This is a genomic window from Cupriavidus sp. GW822-FHT03E04, from assembly GCF_058801495.1.
In genome coordinates this window covers 1-18,926 of the sequence record NZ_JBXANI010000056.1, presented here as the reverse complement: position 1 = coordinate 18,926, position 18,926 = coordinate 1, and the positions used below count along the sequence as shown (strand labels likewise).

General features: G+C 64.3%; 15 protein-coding genes. 3 read left to right on the top strand and 12 right to left on the bottom strand.

All coding sequences use genetic code 11. From position 1 onward, the window contains the following. Window positions 1-535: 535 nt before the first annotated feature. From AC1RQC_RS39920 to AC1RQC_RS39905, 4 genes are all read right to left on the bottom strand, one after another. Window positions 536-862: a hypothetical protein gene (locus AC1RQC_RS39920; RefSeq protein ID WP_492830859.1), complete on the bottom strand. Its 327-nt coding sequence runs from the start codon at window positions 860-862 to the stop codon at window positions 536-538. 94 nt (window positions 863-956) lie between these two features. Further along, a complete protein-coding gene (locus AC1RQC_RS39915; RefSeq protein ID WP_492372832.1) occupies window positions 957-1,790 on the bottom strand; it encodes a shikimate dehydrogenase family protein in 834 nt (277 codons plus the stop codon). 93 nt (window positions 1,791-1,883) lie between these two features. Further along, window positions 1,884-3,233, bottom strand: coding sequence for an MFS transporter (locus tag AC1RQC_RS39910; RefSeq protein ID WP_492372833.1), 1,350 nt, complete (start codon window positions 3,231-3,233; stop codon window positions 1,884-1,886). 63 nt (window positions 3,234-3,296) lie between these two features. Next, window positions 3,297-4,142, bottom strand: a complete 846-nt coding sequence (locus tag AC1RQC_RS39905; RefSeq protein ID WP_492372834.1) for a sugar phosphate isomerase/epimerase family protein — start codon at window positions 4,140-4,142, stop codon at window positions 3,297-3,299. Window positions 4,143-4,320: 178 nt separating this feature from the next. Between AC1RQC_RS39905 and AC1RQC_RS39900 the strand changes: the two genes are divergently transcribed. Next, window positions 4,321-5,103 (top strand): IclR family transcriptional regulator, encoded by a 783-nt coding sequence (locus tag AC1RQC_RS39900; RefSeq protein WP_492830863.1) that lies wholly within the window; start codon window positions 4,321-4,323, stop codon window positions 5,101-5,103. 398 nt (window positions 5,104-5,501) lie between these two features. Here the strand turns inward: AC1RQC_RS39900 and AC1RQC_RS39895 are convergent, their stop codons facing one another. The 4 genes from AC1RQC_RS39895 to mfd all read right to left on the bottom strand — a co-directional run bounded on the left by AC1RQC_RS39895 (window position 5,502) and on the right by mfd (window position 13,166). Next, on the bottom strand, window positions 5,502-6,878 hold the full coding sequence (locus AC1RQC_RS39895; protein WP_492830864.1) for an amidohydrolase: 1,377 nt from the start codon (window positions 6,876-6,878) through the stop codon (window positions 5,502-5,504). A gap of 60 nt (window positions 6,879-6,938) precedes the next feature. Further along, entirely contained in the window at window positions 6,939-8,243 is a 1,305-nt protein-coding gene (locus tag AC1RQC_RS39890) for an MFS transporter (protein WP_492372837.1), read from the bottom strand. A 97-nt stretch (window positions 8,244-8,340) separates the two neighbouring features. Next, on the bottom strand, window positions 8,341-9,546 hold the full coding sequence (argE, locus tag AC1RQC_RS39885; RefSeq protein WP_477134981.1) for an acetylornithine deacetylase: 1,206 nt from the start codon (window positions 9,544-9,546) through the stop codon (window positions 8,341-8,343). 158 nt (window positions 9,547-9,704) lie between these two features. Further along, on the bottom strand, window positions 9,705-13,166 hold the full coding sequence (mfd, locus tag AC1RQC_RS39880; RefSeq protein WP_492372838.1) for a transcription-repair coupling factor: 3,462 nt from the start codon (window positions 13,164-13,166) through the stop codon (window positions 9,705-9,707). A 264-nt stretch (window positions 13,167-13,430) separates the two neighbouring features. Here mfd and ispD point away from each other — a divergent pair, with 264 nt between their 5' ends. Both ispD and ispF read left to right on the top strand, forming a co-directional pair. Beyond that, a complete protein-coding gene (gene ispD, locus AC1RQC_RS39875) occupies window positions 13,431-14,231 on the top strand; it encodes a 2-C-methyl-D-erythritol 4-phosphate cytidylyltransferase (RefSeq protein ID WP_492372839.1) in 801 nt (266 codons plus the stop codon). 90 nt (window positions 14,232-14,321) lie between these two features. Further along, entirely contained in the window at window positions 14,322-14,831 is a 510-nt protein-coding gene (gene ispF / locus AC1RQC_RS39870) for a 2-C-methyl-D-erythritol 2,4-cyclodiphosphate synthase (RefSeq protein WP_150987634.1), read from the top strand. 46 nt (window positions 14,832-14,877) lie between these two features. On the opposite strand, the gene AC1RQC_RS39865 is transcribed toward ispF, so the two are convergent. From AC1RQC_RS39865 to AC1RQC_RS39850, 4 genes are all read right to left on the bottom strand, one after another. Next, entirely contained in the window at window positions 14,878-15,459 is a 582-nt protein-coding gene (locus tag AC1RQC_RS39865) for a GNAT family N-acetyltransferase (RefSeq protein WP_492372840.1), read from the bottom strand. Between the two features lie 230 nt (window positions 15,460-15,689). After that, complete coding sequence (locus AC1RQC_RS39860; RefSeq protein ID WP_006155913.1) at window positions 15,690-16,211, bottom strand: carboxymuconolactone decarboxylase family protein; 522 nt, start codon at window positions 16,209-16,211, stop codon at window positions 15,690-15,692. 141 nt (window positions 16,212-16,352) lie between these two features. Then, window positions 16,353-16,901: a peroxiredoxin gene (locus AC1RQC_RS39855; protein ID WP_043345420.1), complete on the bottom strand. Its 549-nt coding sequence runs from the start codon at window positions 16,899-16,901 to the stop codon at window positions 16,353-16,355. A 299-nt stretch (window positions 16,902-17,200) separates the two neighbouring features. Then, entirely contained in the window at window positions 17,201-18,502 is a 1,302-nt protein-coding gene (locus AC1RQC_RS39850; RefSeq protein ID WP_174424477.1) for an MFS transporter, read from the bottom strand. Window positions 18,503-18,926 lie beyond the last annotated feature (424 nt).

Here is an 18,926-nt window from a genome sequence, read left to right as displayed (position 1 = left end):
CAACATAGGAAACAGCGCTGGCGGTTGAGTCACTTTGCGCTGGGCCGGAGGGTTACCGCGCGAGCGGTTTAGTCCTTTGACCCGAAGCGGGCGACTATGCACTGTGCGCGACATGTCGGTTCCCGTGCACCAGACAGACATTCGGCATATATCGCTGGGCTTACCCGCTGAACGGGGCCGTCCAAACTCCGCTATGCATTTTTATTCCTGGCAAGCATCCCAATGCCCGGGTTTGCGACGGAGCATTCTGGACGCTAGGCACCATGAGTGCCATACCTGATGTCGTGAAGTTGAGGTAGGCGATGCACTTGAGATGGCAGAAAAAACCGACGCTTAGCTGCTTGCAGCCGTTGTTCTCTGACCAATTTTGGCCCTCCGGATGCGTGCCGCACATTGTCTCCATCCCTGCTACCATGCCCAGCGCATCCCCAGGCGGCTACTTCGATCCCGCAGGCGACAGAACGCGAGCCGCGCATCGAACGGCTTCAGTTGGTACCACGCGCTTGGGCAGGGACTGGTGTGTCGTGCGAGGATTTCAAGTGCGCCGGAAGGGGCTTGCTCGCTTTCTCTTGGCCGGCGTGAACTGAAACCGGGCCTGGTCGAAGCCGGCGCGTTGGCTTAGGAGCGCTTCGCCGTCGATGCGCTCGGCCAGGCTCTCCATGTCGCGCTCTGTCACGCCGGCCTGCGCGAAGTGTTCCTGCCAGGCGTTCACGGCGTCGATGAGGGTGGCAATTTCGGCCGCGGCCTCCGAGGGCAGCAGGCCGAATGCATCGCACTGCGACATCGCGTTTTGGAGCGTCGAGTCCCGGCCATGAGCGCCGCAGATGAATTCCTGGTACCCCTGACCAGATCGTCGCGGCATGGACCTACTTGTGCGGATGCTATCTGCAATCGGTACCGATGCGCCGCACCCGCTCAGGAAGGCCGCGAAGTACCGCGACGACCCGCCATTCGAATCAACAATTGCCGTGAACGGGTCTCGTTACACCGAAGAACTCGGCATACAGTTGGATTTGCGGCGTTAGCATGTGAATGCCGGGGTGCGTCTTGAGCCCGCGTTTGACCGCACACTTGAGCAGTCGGGTTTCGGCCGGTTTCATGATGATGTCGGTAACGATCGCATGCCGCGGCAAATCATCGATAGGGAACGGAACGGGATCGTGCGCATTCAGTCCGACCGGACTTGCATTGATCGCCATGTCCACGTCATTCAAAGTCGGGTTCGCCAAAGAAATCGCTACCTCTGGCTTGTATGCATTCAAGCGGTCGGCCAGATCGTCGGCCCTGCTCGCCAATGTGTCGGTCAGCATCACGCGTCTGACGCCCGCTTGAACGAGCGCTGTGGCAATTGCTGCCCCCGCTCCTCCAGCGCCGAAAAGTGCGACGAGTTTGCCGGCTGGTTCGTGCGCCTGCGCGCGCAGGCCCTGCACGAATCCCAAGCCATCCAAGTTCTCGGCGAACCAACTGCCGTCGGGATCGCGCCGCAGGACGTTGGCGGAGCCTGCCAACCCGACCGTCGTACTGACCCGGTCGGCGTGCGAGCAGATGGCGAACTTGTGCGGGATAGTGACCACAATCCCGTCGAGGTTCTCCATGCGCTTGAGCCCTTCGACCACGGTCTTCAACTGTCCCGGTCTGACGTGCACGGGAATCGTGACCGCGTCCGCGTTAAGTTCCAGGAAGAGGCGGTTCAGTAGCACGGGGGCCTGCACCTGCCCAACGGGATCGCCCAACACCGCGAATAGCCGTGTTGTGCCTTGTGGGCTGGGAATCAAAAGAGATTGCGTCATGACTCAGTCTCCGGCGATCGGGCCGTGTAGAAGATTTGGCTGACATGTGAGACGCCTCGGTCGAAGACCCTGGCGGGCGAGGCAAGTGCCGGTTCACATTGCAGGCGCCTTGCGTGCGATCGTGTTCGTGGCGTTGTGCCGCCCCTTGATGTAGGCCGCCGCAATCGCGATACCAATCGGAAAGGTCAGGGCCATGAAGAGCTGGCCGAAGTCCCATTTCAGGGCCAGTAGTACTGCGCCGAGGGACGCGCCGGAGATCGCACCGAACCGGCCGATGCCCGTCATCCAACTGGTCCCCGTCGCACGCATTTCCGTCGGGTAGTAGCCCGCAGCCATCGCAGTCCAGCCCGTGTTGGCCGAGTTGATGCAAAAGCCAAGCAGGAAGACCAGCCCCATCAGCATATCGACACTATGATGCTGAGAGCCAATCGCCACCGTGAACAATGCTGCGCCGAGCAGCGTCCCGATCATGACCTTGTGCGGGTTGAATCGATCCATTTCCCAGCCGATGACAATGTTGCCGAGCGTGCCGCCGACTTGGAGCATGGCGCCGACAAGCGCCGCGTCGGCCAGCGTGAAGCCGTCGTCCTTGACCATGATCGGCAGCCAACTGTTGAGGAAGTAGACGGTCAAGAGATTCATGAATAGCCCGGCCCACAGGGCGAGGGTCACTGCCGCATGCGGTTTGGAGACAATGAGCTTGATGGCACTCTTGCCCGCATGTTCACGTTCAGGCGTCACGAACTCGGTCGCCGGGTCGGCCGTCTCAGGAGCAATCGCGTTGACAATGTGCAGCAGTTCGCCATGACCGCCATGCCTGACAGCCAAGAACTTCACGGACTCGGGCAGAAGGAAGCAGAGCAACAGCGCGAAGGCGATCGGCACCACACCACCTACGACCAGGATCGACGCCCAGCCATGTGTCGTGATCAGATAGTTGGCAAGGAAGCCACCACCTGCGGCGCCAAGCGTGAAGCCGCAGTAGACAACTGTCACCATCAGTGAACGGTACTTCTTCGGGGCGTATTCGGAGACCAGCGTCGCAGCATTTGGTTGCGATGCGCCGAGGCCCAGACCGGTCAGGAATCGCAGGACCGACAGCACCGCGATGTTTGGGGACCACGCCGATGCCAGGCTCATGAGGCCGAAGAAGAAGACCGCGCCAATAATGACCTTGCGCCGGCCGAAGCGGTCCGCTAGCGGGCCCCCCGTCAGCGCGCCAATCGCCAGCCCGAACAGCCCCATGCTCAGTACCGGTCCAAGCGCCTCGCGCGGAATCTTCCAGTCCGCGACGAGGGCGGGCGCAATAAAGCCCATTGCCACGATGTCGAATCCATCGAGGATCAGGATGGTCAAGCACAGCAGAAGGATCTTCCAGTGAAAAGAGCCGAATGGCCTGGAGTCCAAAAACTCCTGGACGTTGATCTGACTGGGCGCTTTCATGAATGTCTCCGTTATTTTGTAGAGGGCAACGTTTCCAATGCGCCCGGCGGGGCGGGGCGACGTCTAGAGCAAGCCGCGCATGTAGTCGAGGCTGTCGGCGATGGCCTGTTCGTCGCCGCCAAAGGCGGGATGCAGATAGTCGATTTCCAGCGCGAGCAGGCCGGTGTATCCGTGCTTGCGCAGCACGTCGAAAGTTCGCGGAATGTCGATGAGGCCCTTGCCGAGGGGAACGCTCGGCCAAAAGGCGAACTCTCGGGGATTGCCACTTCTGGCAGCGACATCTTTCACATGCGTGGCGCGTGCATAGGGGGCCAGTTTCTCAATCGCGACCATCGGGTCTTCCAGCATGCGCAGGTTGTTGGCGGTGTCCAGGCAAACGCCCAGCCAGGGGGAGTCGATGGTTTGGATCAACTCGACCAGTTCGTCGGCCAGAAAGTCGATGTGGTTCTCGATGGCGAGCACGACACCGTGCTGCTCGGCATGCGCTATCGCGTTGCGCAGCAATGGGACCAATTTGCCCTTGTGCGTGCCCCATTCGGCCGGTCGCGTGCGACGGCCGCCACAGCAGATACGCATCACCTTGGCACCGATCGCCGCAGCGATCTCGGTGTGACGCTTGAGATCCTCAACTTCTTCCGGCGCATCGCCCGATTGGAGCCCACTCGGGTGCCCCCAAGCCCACACCCGCTCCAGTCCGCGCTCGTCCAGGTCCTCGCGCAACTGGCTCACAGCCTCGGGAGTCAGGCTTGGCAGGAAGCAGGATTCAAGCGATACGCCGTCCACGCCGAGGCTGCTTGCCCGCTGGAGAAAGCCCCGCATGGTCATGCGTGAACCGGGATCATCTTCGATGCCAGGGTAAACCTCGCCGAAGTATCGGTGAAAGCAATAGGAGTCGATGGCAAGTTTCATGGCGTATCCCTGGAAGATTCGACGGCAGTGCCGCGGCGGTCTTGTTTGGAATACGATACCAAATGGATGTTGATTCCAATAAAGGTGTTTACCCTTACTCTTGGGGTAGTGCGGGATGGAGTTGGATCCCAGTTGGGTTAGCATTTCACCAATTCGTCCATCCCCCAAGGAAACGCTTATGGCCTCAGTCCGCGACCGCGCTCTATCCATCCTCGAATTACTCGCCCGCCATGTGCGCGGGCTGCCGATGTTTGAGATTGCCGACCGCCTGGACATCCCGCGGACGGCGACGCACCGTCTGCTGGGTGAGCTCAAGGAGATGGGTTACGTGAAACACGACCAGAGCAAGTCTCAATACATGCTGACGGTCAAGCTCGCGTCGCTGGGCCTCGGCTATCTGGCTGCCACCGGCATTGCCGATGTCGCGCAGCCCCTGCTGGACGATCTCGCCGAAGCCAGCGGGGAGTTGGCGCGGCTCGCCGTTATCGAAGACAGTCAGCTGATTTGGGTCGCGAAGGCCCAAGGCTCGCATTCCGGTCTTCGTTACGACCCGGATGCTGGTCTGGACGTGTATCTGCCGGCTACCGCGAACGGATTGGCGTGGCTTGCGGCCGTGAGTGAGGAGCGCGCACTGGAGTTGGTTGCCCTACAGGGTATGGAGCGCGCTCGAGAGATGGGTCCGAGCGCACCGCAGACTTTGCGCGCGCTCATGGAGCAGGTGGAGCAGACGCGGCAACGAGGTTATGCGGTCGTCTTCGACGCCTACGAAGCTGGCACCAGCGCTTTGGCGGCAGTAGTCCGGAGACAGAACGGTGGCGAGCCTATCGGCACCGTTAGCATTGCAGGCCCATCGGTGCGAATGACCAAGGAGCGCATGGAGGCACTGGCTCCCCTTGTTCAGGAGTGCGCCAGTGCATTGGCACTGGCAAGCGTCAGTTCACCAATGTTTGCTCGCGGCTGATTTCCCTAACCCGCTCCAGCTAGTCTGCCGCAGCATCTTGCCTCGAAGTTCCTGTGCTTGCTTGGCACGACGCTAAGCAGGGAGGCCATTCCCAACCAGGTTCCCACTAGAGCTGCAGTTCGGCATATGCCGGAGAAGATGCCGGAGAAGATGGGGATCCCGGCTGCCGGCTTCAGGACGATTTCCGCAACTGCATGCCGATTGTTGGCACAGGATGACCGTTGTCGGGCCGCTTCGGCAGTTCGCCCATGCAAGCGTGGATGGCCGGAGAGGCCGCCAGTTCAGTCATCCGGCCATGCATAGCTGGATGGCCATGACTGGCCGAGGCCGTCATGTCCCATAACTGCGGTCCAGACAGACGAGATCACCTCCGATCATCGTCTGCCCGGCAATCCCCCTTATCGCTGCGCCATCGTCATATAGTCGACCGTCAGACCAGCTAGCGCTCTGACCCCATTCACCAGCGCGGCCTCATCCACATAGAATTCCGGCGAGTGGTTGGATGCTGCCTTGGCCACGTCCACGCCCTTGGGCGTGACGCCCAGGTTGAAGAACAACCCCGGCACCTTCTCCTGATAGAAGGAGAAATCCTCCGACGCCGTGGCCTTGGGCGCGATCATCCAGTTGCCATCGCCGGCCACGCGCTTGAGCGTGGGCGCCATCTTGTCGGTCAGCGCGGGCTGGTTGACGGTGGCGTTGTAAAGCTCCACGACCTTGAAGGTGGCCTCGGCGCCGGCGCTGCTGGCGATGGCTTCGGTGGTGCGCTTCATGCGGGCATGGATGTCCTTTTTCATGCCTTCGTCATAGGTGCGCACCGTGCCCATCATTTCGACTTTCTCCGGCACGATGTTCATGCGGTTGCCGCCGTGGATGGTGCCAACCGTGATCACCGAAGGCTCCAGCATGGCGTTGACCTGGCGGCTCTGGATGGTCTGCAGGCCGAGCACGATCTGCGAGGCCACCACGATCGGGTCGATGCCGCCCCAGGGGCGCGCGCCATGGGTCTGGCGGCCCTTGACGTCGATCCAGAACTGGTCGGCGGCGGCCATCGACGGGCCGCTGCGCCAGGCCAGCTTGCCCGACTCGATGCCGCTGCTCACGTGCAGGCCGAAGATGGCATCCACCTTGGGATTGTCCAGCACGCCTTCGGCCACCATCTGCTTGGCGCCCCACATATTGCTGCCGTTGGGCTCGAAATCCGCCGGGCTTTCCTCGGCCGGCTGGAAGATGAACTTGACCGTGCCGGGCAACTGGTCCTTCATGCCGGCCAGCACCTCGGCCGTGGCCATCAGGATCGCGACGTGGGTGTCGTGCCCGCAGGCGTGCATTACGTCCACTTCCTTGCCCAGGTACTGCCCCTTGGCCTTGGAGGCAAAGGGCACGTCCACGCGCTCCTTCACCGGCAGCGCATCCATGTCCGCGCGCAGCGCCACCACGGGGCCCGGCTTGCCGCCCTTGAGCACGCCCACCACGCCGGTCTTGGCGACCCCCGTCTTCACTTCCATGCCGAGCTTGCGCAGATGGTCCGCCACCAGCTTGGAGGTACGGACTTCATAGTTGCCAAGTTCGGGATGCTGGTGGATGTCGCGGCGCCAGGCGATCAGCTGTGCTTCGACGGCCTTGGCGCGGGTCTCGATCTGCGCCTGCAGGCTCTCGCTGCCGGTGGCTTGCGCCTGCGCGGCGGCGGGTGCCAGGCACAGCAGGCCGGCGGCCAGCGCGAGGGCGGAAACGCCGGCGCGCAGCGCGGCAGGGGAACGGGCTTGGCGTGCTGCCATGAAGACTCCTTTTTTATTTTTTCGTGATGGAACGGGATGAAAAAACCAACGCATGCGCGGCTAGCGGATGCCAAGGCGCGCGCGCGTCTGGGCCAGCGCCACCAGACTGATCGACGCGCAGGCCATCAGGTAGAAGCTCGGCGCCAGCTTGCTGCCGGTGGCACCGATCAGCCAGGTCAGGATGAAGGGCGCGAACCCGCCGAACAGCGTCACCGCGATGTTGTACGAGAGCGAGAGGCCCGTGGTGCGTGTCTTGACCGGGAAGATCTCCGACGCCAGCGCGGGCAGCGCGCCGAAGTACAGCGTCATCATCAGCCCCAGCACCACCTGCACCGCCAGCATCACGCTGAAGCCGGGATAGTGGCTGAGCAGCCAGAACAGCGGCCAGATCGACACCAGCAACAGCAGCGCGGCGAGGCGCATGGGTGGGATGCGGCCATAGCGATCCGACCAGTGCCCGACCAGCGGGGCGAACAGCATCTGCACCACGCCCGTGGCCAGCGTGGCGGCAAACGCCGCCGAGGGCGGCAGGCCGAGCTGCTTGACCGCGTAGGTGGGCATGTACAGCACCAGGTAGGTCGACACCGTGGCGACGATGACCACGCCCATGGCCAGCAGCAGGCGCTCCTTCTGGTGGCTGAGCGTGTCGCGCAGCGGTGTTTCGGTGGTCTCGGCCTGGAGGAATTCAGGGGTTTCGTCGACGTGGCGGCGGATGTAGTACGCCACCGGGCCGATCAGCAGGCCAAAGAGGAAGGGCACGCGCCAGCCCCAGGATTGCATCTGGTCGGGCGTGAGCGTGGTGGTGAGCACCGCGCCAAAGCCCGCGGCAAGCAGGGTGGTCAGGCCTTGGCTGGCGACCTGGAAGCTGGAGTAGAAACCGCGCCGGTTGGGCGCGTGCTCGGCCAGGAAGGCGGTGGCGCTGCCGAATTCGCCGCCAGCCGAGAAGCCCTGGATCATGCGCGCTGCCACGATGCCGATGGGCGCCATGACGCCGATCGCGGCATAGGTGGGTAGTAGCGCGATGATCAGCGTGCCCACCATCATCAGCAGGATGGAGAGCGTCAGCGCGGCGCGCCGGCCTTTGCGGTCGGCATAGACGCCGATCACGACCGCGCCCAGCGGCCGCATGAAGAACGACACGCCGAAGGTGCCCAGTGTCAGCAGCAGCGAGGTGTTTTCATCGTGGTTGGGAAAGAACAGCGCGGAGATGGTGACGGCAAAAAAGCCGTAGACGACCAGGTCGAACCACTCCAGCGCATTGCCGATCGAGGCTGAGATCACCGCGCGCCAGGGATGGCGCGAGGCGGGCGCTGCCGATGCTGCCGCGCCGCTGTTGCTGCTACCGCTTGCCGATACTGCTGTCATGGTGTCTCCGGGTTATTTTTTGGACATGACGCAACCACCGGCCCGCAGGTTTAGCGGGCCGGCTACAACGGAAAACGAGGAAAACGAGGAAAACGGCTTAGTTCACGCGCAGGCTGTCGACCACCTTGTGCAGGAAGGCTTCGCAGGCGGCGAGCTGGTCCAGTGCGACGAACTCGTCGGGCTTGTGGGCCTGCTCGATATCGCCGGGGCCGCACACCACGGCCGGGATGCCGGCGCGCTGGAACAGGCCGGCCTCGGTGCCGTAGGCGACCTTGTTGACGTCGCGGTCGGCGGTCAGCGCGCGCACCAGTTGCGTGATGGCGGCCTGCTCGGCCACGTCGAGCGAGGGCGCGGCGGCGATCTTGTTGATGGTCAGGCCCGCGTCGGCATGCTCGGCGCGCATTTTCGGCAGCAGCACGTCGTTGGCGTAGCCCTGGATGCGGGCAAAGATGGCTTCCGGATCGACGCCCGGCAGGTTGCGGAATTCGAACACGAATTCGCACAGCGCCGGAATGGTGTTGAGCGCGATGCCGCCGTGGATGGTGCCGGTCTGGGCCGTGGTGAAGGGCACATCGAAGTCGCGGTCGTAAGGGCCGTTGGCCTTGAACTCGTCGGCGATGTCGCGGATATGGCAGATCAGGCGGGCGGCGTACTCGATGGCGTTGACGCCCTTGGGCGTGAGCGACGAATGCGCGGCCTGGCCCTTGACGCAGCAGCGGTAGGCGTTGATGCCCTTGTGCGCGACGATCACGCGCATGCTGGTGGGCTCGCCGACGATGCAGCCGCCCGGGGTCACGCCGCGTTCGCGCAGTTCCGCCAGCAGGTAGGGGGCACCCATGCAGCCGATCTCTTCGTCGAAGGACAGCGCATAGTGCACCGGCTCACGCAGCCTGGCCTCAAGCAGCGTGGGCAGCAGCGCCAGGCTGGTGCCGATGAAGCCCTTCATGTCGCAGGTGCCGCGCCCGTACAGGCGGCCATCGCGGATCACCGGCTTGAACGGGTCGGTGGTCCAGTTCTGGCCGTCCACCGGCACCACGTCGGTATGGCCCGACAGCACGATGCCGCCATCGGTGCTGCCGTTGGCGGCGGGCACGGTGACGAACAGGTTGGCCTTGTCGCCCTGCGGGTTGTAGCTCAGGTGGGGACGCAGGCCCTTGGCCAGGAAATGATCGCGCACGGCTTCGATCAGGCCGAGGTTGGAGTGGCGGCTGGTGGTGTCGTAGCTGACCAGGCGCTGGGTCCAGTCGAGCGCGCTGCCGCGGGTTGCGGCATCGGCAGGCTTGCTGAGGGTATCGGCTTGCATGGCGGTTGGCTTTGGGTAACGTGTTAAGTAAATGATGCTACACCGTGCTGGCTCGTCGGTCCATGCACGGTGCACCATCGTGGCCCGCCGCGGCGGCGGCGCGCCGCAAACGGGGTACTGTGGAGCAATGATCAGGCCATTCAGACCATTCAGACCATTCAGGCCAGTTGGCGCAGGGTGTGCTTGATGGTCTGCGCGCGCACTGCCACATCCGGCATCTTGGCCTCGATGCGCAGCTTGTCCTGTCCTGCCAGCTTGATATGGCGGTTCTTCTGCACCAGCTCGATGATCTTCATGGCGTCGATCGGCGGGTTGGGCAGGAACTGCATGCTGATGGCCGCGTCGCTGGCGTCGATCTTGCGCACGCCCAGCGGCACCGCCGCGATGCGCAGGCGGTGCGTCTCGATCAGCGCTTGCGCCTGCGGCGGCAGGCGGCCGAAGCGGTCGATCAGCTCTTCCTGGATATCGTCCACGCGCTCGGCCGTCTCGCAATTGGCCAGGCGCTTGTACAGCGAGAGGCGCTCGTGCACATCGGTGCAATAGTCGCTGGGCAGCAGGGCCGGGGTGCCCAGGTTGATTTCGGTGGTCACGGCCAGCGGCGCCATCAGGTCCGGTTCCTTGCCGGCCTTGAGCGACTTGACGGCGGCGTTGAGCATGTCGGTGTAGAGCTGGAAGCCGATCTCGTGGATCTCGCCCGATTGCTTGTCGCCCAGCACTTCGCCCGCGCCGCGGATTTCCAGGTCGTGCATGGCCAGGTAGAAGCCCGAGCCCAGTTCTTCCATTTGCTGGATGGCTTCGAGCCGGCGCTGCGCCAGCTTGCTCAGGCCTTCGACATCGTGCACCAGCATGTAGGCATAGGCCTGGTGGTGCGAGCGCCCGACGCGGCCGCGCAACTGGTGCAGCTGCGCCAGGCCGAATTTGTCGGAGCGGTGGATCAGGATGGTGTTGGCGGTCGGCACGTCGATGCCGGTCTCGATGATGGTGGTGCACAGCAGGATGTTGTCGCGGCGTGCCACGAAGTCACGCATTACGCGCTCCAGCTCGCGCTCGTGCATCTGGCCGTGCGCCACCGCGATGCGCGCTTCCGGCACCAGCTCGGCGAGCTTGGCGCGCTTGTTCTCGATGGTGTCGACCTCGTTGTGCAGGAAGTAGACCTGGCCGCCGCGCTTGAGCTCGCGCAGGATGGCCTCGCGCACCACGCCGTCTTCCTCGCGGCGCACGAAGGTCTTGATGGCCAGGCGCTTTTGCGGCGCGGTGGCAATCACGGAGAAGTCGCGCAGGCCTTCGAGCGCCATGCCCAGCGTGCGGGGAATCGGCGTGGCGGTCAGCGTGAGCACGTCGACCTCGGCGCGCAGGGTCTTGAGCATTTCCTTCTGGCGCACGCCAAAGCGGTGTTCCTCATCGATGACGACCAGCCCCAGGCGCTGGAACTTGACGTCGTCCGACAGCATCTTGTGGGTGCCGATCACGATGTCGGCGGTGCCGTCGTTGATCTGCTTGATGGCGCCGTCGATCTCCTTCTTGGTCTTGAAGCGCGACAACTCCACGATGCGCACCGGCCATTCGGCGAAGCGGTCGGACAGATTCTGGAAATGCTGCTCGGCCAGCAGCGTGGTGGGCGCCAGGATGGCCACCTGCTTGCCGCCCATGACCGCGACGAAGGCGGCGCGCAATGCGACTTCGGTCTTGCCGAAGCCCACGTCGCCGCACACCAGCCGGTCCATTGGCTTGCCCGAGGTCATGTCGGCGATCACCGCGGCGATGGCTGCGGCCTGGTCCGGCGTTTCCTCGAAGCCGAAGCTCTCGGCAAACTTCTCGTAGTCCCTGGGCGTGAGCTCGAAGGCATGGCCCTGGCGCAAGGCGCGGCGCGCGTACAGGTTGAGCAGCTCGGCGGCCGTATCGCGGATCTGCTGCGCGGCTTTGCGTTTCGCGCGGTCCCATTGGCCGGAGCCCAGCGAGTGCAGCGGCGCGGTGTCCGGATCGGCGCCGGAGTAGCGCGAGATTACATGCAACTGGTGCACCGGCACGTACAGCTTGCTGCCTTTCTCGTAGTCCAGGTGCAGGAATTCCTCCTCGCCCTGGCCCAGGTCCAGCGAGACCAGGCCCTGGTAGCGGCCAATGCCGTGCTCGCTGTGCACGACCGGATCGCCGATCTTGAGCTCGGCCAGGTCGCGCACCATCGAGTCGACGGCGCTGGCCTGTTCCTGCTTGCGCCGGCCCGTGCGGCGCGCGGTGCCGGCATACAGCTCGGCCTCGGTGACAAAGGCCAGCGGCTCGATGCCTTGCGCGCCGGGCACGGCAAAGCCGCTTTGCAGCGGCGCCACCACGATGGAGAAATGCGAATCTCCCGCCAGGAAGGCGGCGTAATCATCGATCGGCTGCGGGCGCAGCCCGCTTTCGCCGAACAGCTGCAGCAACGTTTCGCGCCGTCCGGCGGAATCCGCGCACATCAGCACGCGCCGGTCTTTTTTCAGCAGCAACGCTTCCAGGTTGACTAGCGGGTCTTCCGCGCGCCGGTTGACCGAGACATCGGGCAGGGACTCAGCCAGCGGCACGGTGTCGCCGGTAGCGGTGCCTTGCAGCACGAGCCGCGCCAGCGGCTTTGCACCTGCGAAGAACTGCTCTTCCGAAAGGAACAGCGCGGCGGGGGGCAGCAGCGGCCGCTCGCGGTCATGGCGCATGAAGTTGTAGCGCTGCGTGGTGTCGGCCCAGAAGCGGTGGATGGCGTCCGGCACATCGCCGGCAAAGGCGAGCTGGCTGTTGGCGGGCAGGTATTCGAAGACGGTGGCCGAGCTTTCAAAGAACAATGGCAGGTAGTACTCGATGCCGGCCGACGGCACGCCATTGCCAATGTCCTTGTAGATCGTCGACTTGCTCGGGTCGCCTTCGAACAGTTCGCGCCAGCGGCCGCGAAACGCGGTGCGCGCGGCGTCGTCGAGCGGGAACTCGCGGCCCGGCAGCAAGCGCACTTCCTTCACGGGGTACAGGCTGCGCTGCGTGTCGGGATCGAAGGCGCGGATGGTTTCGATCTCGTCGCCGAACAGGTCGATCCGGTACGGCAGCGGCGAGCCCATCGGGAACAGGTCGATCAGGCCGCCGCGCACGCTGTACTCGCCGGGCCGCATCACGGCGCTGACATGCTCATAGCCGGCCAGCGTGAACTGCGCCTTGAGCGCGGCTTCGTCCAGCTTCTCGCCCTGCTTGAAGAAGAAGGTGTAGGCCGCCAGGAAGGCGGGCGGCGCCAGCCGGTAGAGCGCGGTCTGCGCCGGCACCAGCATGATGTCGCACTGGCCGCCCTGGATGTCGTGCAGCGTGGCGAGCCGCTCCGAAACCAGATCCTGGTGCGGCGAGAAGCTGTCGTAGGGCAAGGTTTCCCAGTCGGGCAGCAGGCGCACCCGCAGGCCCGGCGCGAACCAGGGGATTTCCTCGGCCAGCCGCTGCGCGTCGACCGCGTTGGCGCACACCACTGCCAGCATCGGCACACGCTCGCGGTGCTGGCTGGCGTAGGCGGCCAGCGCCAGGGCGTCGGCGGAGCCGGGCAGGCCGGACACGGTATAGCGCTGGCCGGCCTTGACCAAGGGGAGGTTGGCGAAGGGGGCGGGGCGATTGGCTTCAGGCATCGGGTACGGGCTGGCTTGTTGACGGCTTTCAGGCGTTGCGGGGCTAAAAGAGCGCGGCGATGCAACAGCGACACCCCGCCGGCATCGCGGGCGGGGAGTGGGCGAAGCATGCGGCGCCCGGCGGGCGCTCGCGCTGATCGACGCCCGCATGTCCGCGAGCGAAGGCCGTATTATAGAATGCGCTCCGAATCCGCGTTTTCAATGCCGCGCTTCCCGCTCCCCTGCCATGGCAGGGGCCCCGAAGCCTTGCGCCATGCTCCTGGCATGGCGCTCACCTTGTCCCTCACGCTATCCGTGTCTGCTCGCCGATTTGCCCTCATCCCCTGTGCCGGTACCGGCAGCCGCGCGGGCGGCAGCCTGCCCAAGCAATACCAGACCGTGGCCGGCCGGCCGATGATCTGGTACGCGCTCGCCGCTTTTGCCGCCTGCGATGCCATCAGCGCCACCGCGCTGGTGCTGGCGCCCGACGATATGCCGCTGGAGTCCCGCTTCGGCGTGGCGGCGTTTGCCGGCCTGCGTTTTGACACTGCCTTCGTGGGTGGCGATACGCGCCATGCCTCGGTGCTGGCTGGCCTGCATCACCTGGCGCAACTCGGCGCCACGGACCGCGACTGGGTGCTGGTGCATGATGCGGCCCGCCCGGGCCTGACGCCCGCCATGATCCACGCGCTGGTACGCGCGGTGGAGGGCGACGGCGCAGACGAAGACGGCCCCGACGCAGCCATCGGCGGCATCCTGGCGGTGCCGGTGCCCGATACGCTCAAGCGCGCCGATGCGCCCCCCGGCGGGCAGTCGGCGGCGGTGGTGCGCATCGGCGCGACGGTCTCGCGCGAGGGCTTGTGGCAGGCGCAGACCCCGCAGATGTTCCGCCTGGGTGTTTTGCGACAGGCGCTGCAGGAAGCGCTGGCCGCGGGCGCCGTGGTGACCGACGAGGCCAGCGCGATCGAGCGGCTGGGTCTGCATCCGCGCCTGGTCAATGGCTCGCTGCGCAATTTCAAAGTGACCTACCCCGAGGATTTCGCGCTGGCCGAGTTGCTGCTGGGCGAGGGTGCTGGCAAGCCCTGACCGTCATCCTCGTGCATTACCAGCCATCCCCACCGATCCCTATCCATTCCTATCCATCCCCCGTTCCGATCCTGAAGGAGAATTGCTCCCATGACCCCATTCGATATCCGCGTCGGCCAAGGCTATGACGTGCACGCGCTGGTGCCGGGCCGCAAGCTCATCCTGGGCGGCGTGGACATTCCCCATGACCGCGGCCTGCTGGGCCATTCCGATGCGGACGCGCTGCTCCACGCCATCACCGATGCGCTGTTCGGCGCGGCCGGCCTGGGCGACATTGGCCGCCACTTTCCCGACACCGATCCGCGCTTTGCTGGAGCGGACAGCCGTGTGCTGCTGCGCGAGGCCGCGCGGCGCGTGCGCGAGGCAGGCTATGAAATCGGTAACGTGGATGCGACGGTGATCGCGCAGGCGCCGAAGCTGGCGCCGCATATCGGCGCCATGGTGGCGAACCTGGCGGAGGACCTGGGCTTGGCCGCCGCCAGCTGCAACGTCAAGGCCAAGACCAATGAGAAGCTGGGCTTCGAGGGGCGTCAGGAAGGTATCGTTGCGCAAGCTGTGGTGCTGATCTGGCGCGGCACGATCGTCTCCCCGCAGGATTGATGCGGGGCTGGTGCGGAGTTGTTGCAGGGCTGGGCGCTGTGGGCGCTCAGCTTCTTGCGGCCGTTCCGGTTGCGCTAGCGTTTTCGGGCGGGAGCGCGTAGAGGTAGTCGATCAGCCGGGCCATCGGGCCCGAGCGCGCACCGGCTTCGGTGCGTTTGACAAAACCCATCTGCTGGCACAGCTGGTTGGCGGATTTCATTTCCGGCATGGTGCGCACCAGCAGCGCGCCGGCGCCAATATCGCGCGCGCGCTGGATGCAGACCTGCATCAGCGTGCGGCCAAGGCCCAGTCCGCGTGCCTGCGGGCTGACCGCGAGCAGCCGGGCTTCCGGCAAGGCGAGCGTGATGGTGCTGCCGTCCAGCGCCTGCAACGTGGCGCCGGGGTGGCAGAACAACACCGCGCCGCTGATGCCGTGATCGGTTTCCGCCACCCACCATTCCATTTCCGAAGTCGACGCGGCCAGCACGGCTTTCATGCCTTGCTGGAAGGACTCGCGGCAGTCCTCCATGATCTCCAGCTCATATTGGCCATAGGCTTGCTGGGTCACGGCGGCAATGTCGCCCCAGTCCTGCACGGTGGCGAGGCGGTAGTGAAAGCGGGGGGAGGTATGCGAAGGAAGGGTGCTCATGGCAGAGGGGGCAAAGGCTGTGACCTTGCTGGATTGTAGGCCCTTCGGTGCACAAATGCAGTCAGTGAATTACCGACTTGGCGCGTGGGCAACAGGCTTGCGCTGACGCGCGCGGCATGCTGGGCAAGCCCCGCCGGCCTTGCGCCGCGGGGCTTTCGGGGAAGTACCGGAAGCACCATGCCGGGCCGTGCCGGGCCGGCGCGTGCCACCCGCAAGGCCTCGATACGGTCTTATTCCGCCGCGATGACGTTGGCAGCTGCCACGACCACGGCGGCAATGCGGCCCACGTCGCGCAGTTGCTGCGCGGTCATGCCTTGCTCGTTCTTGAGCAGCGCATAGTGCGACTTGATGCAGAAATGGCATTTGCCGACGATGGACGCGGCCAGCGCGTACATCTCGAAGCGGCGCTTGTCCACGCCGCCGTGCGTGGCATATGCATTCATGCGCAGGCCGGCCGGTTGCGTCGCGAGATCCTGGTCGTCGGCCATTTCCACGAACGGATACCAGACATTGTTCATGCCCATCAGCGCGGAGGCGGTGAGCACGGCATTGGTTTCCTCGGGCGAGAGCACACCCGCGTTGCGGATCGCGTCGACGATCACGCGGCTCTTGGCAGCAAACGCCGCGGCCAGCGCCACGGCCACCGCATCGTTGCCCTCGAGCGAGGAGCGGGCGATGGTGCCGTCGAGGTTCAGGCGGATATCCTTGGCGTAGTCAGGAATAAGGCCTTTAATCGTGCTGAGGAATTCCATACAAATCTCCTATCGGTGAGGTCTCAAAAAACCCGCCATGGCGGGTTTTGAGGCGCGGGCCAAAGCCCGGCGCGCAGATCGTCACAAATCGCCGGCAATCTCTCACCGGCAGTTTGTGCAGCATGTCAGCTGGTCGACAGCTTACAGCGTGGCACCGCCAACAGCGCGGTTGCACGGGCACAGCTCGTCGGTTTGCAGGCCGTCGAGGATACGCAGCACTTCGTCCGGGTTACGGCCGACGTTCAGGTTGTTCACCGACACGTGCTGGATGACATTGTCCGGATCGACGACGAAGGTAGCGCGCAGTGCGACGCCGGCAGCCTGGTCACGCACGCCCAGCTGGTCGATCAGCGAGCCGGTCACGTCGGCGAATTGCCATTGGTCCAGCTTGTTCAGGTCCTTGTGCTCACGGCGCCATGCCAGCTTCACGAATTCGTTGTCGGTCGAGCCGCCCAGCACGATCGCGTCGCGGTCGGCGAAGTCGCCGTTGAGCTTGGCGAAAGCAACGATTTCGGTCGGGCACACGAAGGTGAAGTCCTTCGGGTAGAAGTAAATGATCTTCCACTTGCCTTCGAACGACTTTTCGGTGATGTCTTCAAAGGCCGACTGGCCGTTCTCTTCGTGGTTGTTGAAACCCGGCTTGACACCGACGACGTGGAAGGCTTCGATCTTGTCACCAACGGTCTTCATAGACTGCTCCTGGATACGGTTGAAGAGAGACGCTCGCGCCGCAAGCCGGGCCATCCGCAACGGATAAGGCCAGGCTGCCGCGCAACGAACATGGATTATGCGTCATCCCCGGAGGGCGGGGCTAATTGATATTCTCAAAGAGCCCGATAGCCAAGCGCGGGGAGCCGCGTTGCCGGCCGCGCGCGGGCGCCGATTAGTGATGTTGGCGCCGTCATATTGCCGCGCGATGTCAGCCGCGGTGTTCGCAGCCGCCCTGCCGGAGCTGCGAGTCTACCCCAGCAGGGCCGCCCTCGTGAACCTCAGGCAGCCTTGGCCGCGGGCTCGACGTAGGCATGCTGCCGTCCGCCGCGGAAAATCACCAGCGTGGCAATCAGCCCGCATGCAGCGGCAAACATCAGCCACAGGCCGGGCGCGGCCTTGTTGCCGGTGCTGTGGATCAGGTAGGTCGAGATGGCCGGCGTGAAGCCGCCGAACAGGGCCGTGGCCAGGCTATACGCCAGCGAGAAGCCCGCCGTGCGCACCGCGGGCGGCATCACTTCGGTCAGGGTCACCACCATCGCGCCGTTGTAGCTGCCGTACAGGAAGGACAGCCACAACTCGACCATCAGCAGGCGGCTGAACGACGGCTCCGCCACCAGCCAGGACACCGCCGGATAGGCCGTGAGCAATGTGAGGATGGTGAAGATCACCAGCAGCGGCTTGCGGCCCACGCGGTCCGACAAGGCGCCCATCAGCGGCAGCCAGATGAAGTTGGACAGCCCCACGCACATGGTGACGATCAGGTTGTCGACGTCATCGAGCTTGAGCACGGTCTTGCCGAAGGTCGGCGTGTATGCGGTGATCATGTAGAACGACACCGTTGTCATCACAACCATCATGCAACCGGCCACGATGATGCGCCAGTTCTCCATCATCGAGCGATAGATCTCGCTGATGCTGGGGCGATGCTTGCGGGTCTTGAACTCTTCGGTTTCTTCCAGCGAGCGGCGGATCAGGAAGAGGAACGGCACGATCAGGCAGCCGATCAGGAACGGAATGCGCCAGCCCCATTCGCCCATTTCCTCCGGCGACAGCATCGAGTGCAGCACCACGCCAAGCAGGCCGGCAAAGATCACCGCCACTTGCTGGCTGGCTGATTGCCAGGCCACGTAGAAGCCTTTCTTGCCGGGCTTGGCGATTTCCGCCAGGTACACCGACACGCCGCCCAGCTCAACGCCGGCGGAGAAGCCCTGCAGCAGCCGGCCCGCCAGCACCAGCAACGGTGCGGCCACGCCGATCGACGCATAGCCCGGCACGCAGGCGATCAGAAGGGTGCCGAGCGCCATCAGGACCAGCGTCATGATCAGGCCCTTGCGGCGGCCGTGGTGATCGATGTACGCGCCCAGGATGATGGCGCCAAGCGGACGCATCAGGAAGCCCGCGCCGAAGGTCGCGAGCGAGAGCATCAGCGAGGCGAACTCGTTGCCGCTGGGGAAGAACGTCTTGGCGATGGCGGCGGCGTAGAAGCCGTACACCATGAAGTCGTACATTTCCAGGAAGTTGCCGCTGACAACGCGGAACACGGTGCGGAACCCGTGTTGCTGGGAGGGGGAGCTTGACATGTTGCTGGTGTCTCTCGCAGTTGCCGCCGGTTGGTTCCGGTGGCTTGATTTTGATCGGGCGCCAGATGGGGGCGGCTTCCCCTTTTTCTGGGAAATAGCCTTGGCTGGGCTTGGTCTTTGGGGGTGCTGCTAACGGCGGCAAGTTTGCGCCGGGGGGGCTGTCATTACGCTGTCAAATGGCTTTCAGTTTGATATCAAACGCTGTCGAAAGCCTGTCAGTGGGATGAAGGGGGATGGGGGGATTAGGGTTAGTACGGAGGGGTGTGATTTTGCGGTAACTTGGGGGGCTGTGAGTGCAACTGTATGTGCAACTGCTTAACTTCAAAGTCAAAAGCTGAGAGTCAAAGGCAACTGCAGTTTCACCACCCCTGCGGGGCGGCGACCTACTTTTTTGTCTTGCCAAAAAAGTAGGCAAAAAAGGCGC